Origin of the sequence: Mycobacterium sp., assembly GCF_025933915.1 — a bacterium.
Lineage (GTDB): Bacteria > Actinomycetota > Actinomycetes > Mycobacteriales > Mycobacteriaceae > Mycobacterium.
Window position 1 is genome coordinate 1 of record NZ_JAICZA010000261.1, and the last position, 3990, is coordinate 3990.

The window sequence follows — 3990 nt, forward strand, 5'->3', positions numbered from 1 at the left end:
CGGCGCGGCTGGCGACCGCGGTCAGGGTGACCGACGCGACGCCCGTTTCCATTGCCAGCGAGCGCGCGGCTTCCACGAGGGCCTCCGCACGTTGGCGCTTCTTTTCCTCGGTGCGGGCGCGCTGGAAGGTGAGTTGCGCCACCGGCTGAGCGTAACGCACGTCGCGTGATTTGTTTGTATAACGCACATTACGTGATTTGCGCGAGGTCACTCGGCGGGGACCGAAACGGGTAAGGGTGACCCAGCTCCGTCAGTAGTGCGGTGACGCGGTCGGCGCGAACCGGTCCGTGTTCGCCTCGGGCTCCTTGGGCAGCATGTAGGCGCGCACCGCCGCGCGGGATCCGTACGGCCGCAGCATCTGGCTGGCCGGCCGTGGACGCACATGCTGCGGCCACCAGAACCAGCGCCCGAACAAGGTGGCCAGCGACGGTGTCATGAACGACCGCACGATCAAGGTGTCGAACAGCAGACCCAGCGCGATCGTCGTACCCACCTGGGCCATCACCAGCAACGGGCTGAACATGAACGTGGCCATGGTGGCGGCGAACACCAGACCGGCGGAGGTAACCACCGAGCCCGAACCGGCCATCGCGCGGATCGTCCCGGTTTTGAGCCCGGCGTGGATTTCCTCTTTGAACCGCGATATCAGCAGCAGGTTGTAGTCCGAGCCGACCGCCAGCAGCAGGATGACCGCCATCGCCAGCACCATCCAGTGCAACTTCATACCCAGGATGTACTGCCATAAGAGCACGGAGAGTCCGAATGAGGCGCCCAGCGACAGCAACACCGTACCGACGATCACGACGGCCGCCACGACGCTTCGGGTGATCACCAGCATGATGACGAAAATCAAAGTGGCCGCGGCGATTCCGGCGATCATCAGGTCGATGTTGGAGCCGTCGTGCATGTCCTTGTACGTCGCGGCGGTGCCGCCGAGGTAGACCTTGGCGCCCTCCCAGGGGGTGCCCTTGATCGCCTCGTGCACGGCCTGCTTGATCGGTTCGATGTGTTTGATGCCTTCAGGCGTCGCCGGGTCGCCTTCATGGGAGATGATCAGCCGGACGGCGTGCCCGTTCGGCGATATGAACTGTTTGAGACCTCGCGCGAAATCCGGGCTCTTGAACGCCTCCGGCGGAAGGTAGAACGTGTCGTCGTTCTTCGCTTTGTCGAAGGCATCGCCCTGCGCGGTGGCGTTGTCGGACTGCGCTTTCGCCTGTTCGTTAAGACCCTGTGTGATCGCATAGTTCGACATGATGGTGTCGAGGTTGTGCTGCTGGCTCTCGATCTGCGGCGGTATCAGCGCCACCAGCTTGGGCTGGATCCGATCCAGCTTGTCGAGGTTCGCGCTCAGGTTCACGATGTTCTCAGCCACCTGGTCGATGCCGTCGAGCGCGTTGAAGACCGACCGGATTGCCCAGCAGGCCGGAATGTCGTAACAGTGCTTCTCCCAGTAGAAGTAGCTACGGATCGGCCGGAGGAAGTCGTCGAAGTTGGCGATGTCGTCGCGCAACCTCTCGGTGATCTGCACGGTTTCCTTGGTGAGCCTGGTGGTTTCGTGCGTGGTGTTGCTCAGATCCTGGGTCACCTGCATCTGCTCATGCAGCGTTGCCATCGTCTTGTGCAGCTCGTCCGCCTGCTTGAGTAGGTTTGCCGCCTGCTCTTCCTGATAGTGCTGGGTCTGGATCCGCCCTGCGGCCTGTGCGCCCATCTGAAAACCGAGCGTGCTGTGGTCCAGCGGCGTGCCCAACGGCCGGGTGATGGTCTGCACCCGGCCGATACCGGGGATGTGGAAGACCGCCTTGGCGACCTTGTCCAGGACCAGAAAATCGGCCGAGTTACGCAAGTCGTGATCGGTCTCGATCATCAACAGCTCAGGATTGAGCCGAGCCTGGTCGAAGTGCCGGTCCGCGGCGGCATAACCGACATTGGCCGGGGTGTCCGCCGGCAGGAAGTGGCGGTTGTCGTAGTCCGTCTTGTAACCGGGCAGGGCGAGCAGACCAACCAACGCGACCGCGATGGTCACCGCGAGAACCGGTGCGGGCCAGCGGACGACAGCGGTGCCCATGCGACGCCAGCCCCGGGTCTGCAGGATGCGCTTCGGATCCATGAGCTTGAAGAACGAAGCCACCGTCAGTATCGCCGGGGCCAGCGTCAAAGCCGCGAGCACCGCGACCAGCATGCCGACCGCACAAGGCACCCCCAGCGACTGGAAGTACGGCAGTCGGCAGAAGCTCAGGCAGTACATCGCGCCGGCGATGGTCAGGCCCGATCCCAGCACGACATGCGCGGTGCTGTGGAACATGGTGTAGAACGCTTGTTCGCGGGTCTCGCCCAGACCACGGGCCTCGTGATAGCGGCCGACCACGAAGATCGCGTAATCCGTCCCAGCGGCGATCGCCATCAGCACCAGCATGTTGTTGGCGAAGGTCGACAGCCCCATGACGCCGTAGTTACCGAGCGTCGCGACCACACCGCGGGCCGCCGCCAGCTCGATGAACACCATGGCCAGCATGATCGCAACGGTGACCACCGACCGGTACACGAACAGCAGCATCAGGATGATCACCAAGAACGTGACGAGCGTGACCTTCGCTACGCCCTTCTCACCCGCGTGGGACTGATCGGCGAACAGCGGACCCGCGCCGGTGACGTATGCCTTGATTCCCGGCGGCGCGGGCACCGAGTCCACGATCTTGCGGACGGCCGCGGCAGACTCGTTCGCCAGCCCGCCGCCCATGTTGCCGGCGAGGTAAACCTGGACGTACGCGGCCTTTTGATCGTGGCTCTGGGAACCCGCCGCCGTCAGCGGATCACTCCAGAAATCCTGAACGTGCTGAACGTGTGTCTTGTCTTGCTCGACGCGCCTGACGATCTCGTCGTAGTAGCGGTGCGCTTCGGCCCCGAGCGGCTTGTCGCCCTCCAGCAAGATCATGGCCGAGTTGTCGGAGTTGAACTCATTGAACGTCGATCCGACCCGCATCATCGACTGAAAGGATGCCGCGTCAGTCGGACTCATCGACACCGAGTGGGTTTTGGCGACGACCTCCAGCTGCGGGGCCACGGTGTTGGTGACGAACACGATGCCCAACCACACCAGGACGATCGGCAGGGCCAACCTGTGGATCATCCGCGGCAGGAACGGCGGGATCAGCGGCTGATCGACCCGCAGCGGAGCCTCGCGCGGCTCGCTCATGCGGACTTGTCCAGGCAATAGACGAAGGCGTTCACGGTTTGGTTGGAATCTGAGCGGTTCGGGGTCTTGATCACGTCACCGCTCCCGTCGTGCTTGTTCACCACGAACTGGCAGGCGATCCAACTGCCGTCGCCTTGCGCCACCAGGTTTGCCGGGATGCCGGGCTTCGTTGAACTCAATACTTTGCTCCAGGGCAAGGGCACGTTGAGCGCCTGCTGCGGATGGGAGTTTTCGTCGAGGTAGTTGATGGTTGCCGTGCTGCCCGGTGGGCCCCAGACCTCGAGCGTGATCGTCTTGGCGTTGAACTCGTCGAGGACCTCGCCCGAGGTGCCACCACCGAACGAACCGCGGTGAACGCCGAAGACCCCGTGTAATCGGTATACGACAAAACCCGACAGCGCGACGACAGCTGCGATCGTGAGCACCAGCCAGAAACGCCCCAAAAGCCCCTTTTTCCCAGCGCGCTGCGGAGCGACCTTTTTGCCCTCCCCGCCGGCGGAGCCCTGCGTCTGCAGCGGCTCGGTCCTTGGCTCAGTCGTCGTCATGGGCGCTTCAAGTCCTTCCCGCGTCCCCGGGCGCTCGGACGCCTTGGGACCGTTTTCACCGGTTCCAGTCCGCCAAGCCACAGCCCCCCGGCCTCCCTTCCTGTTCATTCCGATCCCGAGATGAGGCCGATGCACGTGGCGGTCAGTAGGCGGGTCAGCGCCGTCGCGAAGTCCAGATTCCACTCCGGCGGAGCCACTTCCGGCTCCTCGGCGTAGACGTCGGTGAGATCCGCCGGCGGGTTGGCGACCTGC

2 protein-coding genes and 2 pseudogenes are annotated in these 3990 nt (G+C 63.8%); all 4 read right to left on the bottom strand.

The window, feature by feature from the left end:
• Nucleotides 1–160, bottom strand: a pseudogene (locus tag Q0W90_RS23615) (TetR/AcrR family transcriptional regulator); the annotation flags it as partial.
• A 90-nt stretch (nt 161–250) separates the two neighbouring features.
• A complete protein-coding gene (locus Q0W90_RS23620) occupies nt 251–3193 on the bottom strand; it encodes an MMPL family transporter (protein ID WP_297701351.1) in 2943 nt (980 codons plus the stop codon).
• A complete protein-coding gene (locus tag Q0W90_RS23625; protein ID WP_297602128.1) occupies nt 3190–3738 on the bottom strand; it encodes an MmpS family transport accessory protein in 549 nt (182 codons plus the stop codon). The genes Q0W90_RS23620 and Q0W90_RS23625 overlap by 4 nt, the downstream gene beginning before the upstream one ends.
• Nucleotides 3739–3842: 104 nt before the next feature.
• A pseudogene (locus Q0W90_RS23630) lies at nt 3843–3990 on the bottom strand (TetR/AcrR family transcriptional regulator); the annotation flags it as partial.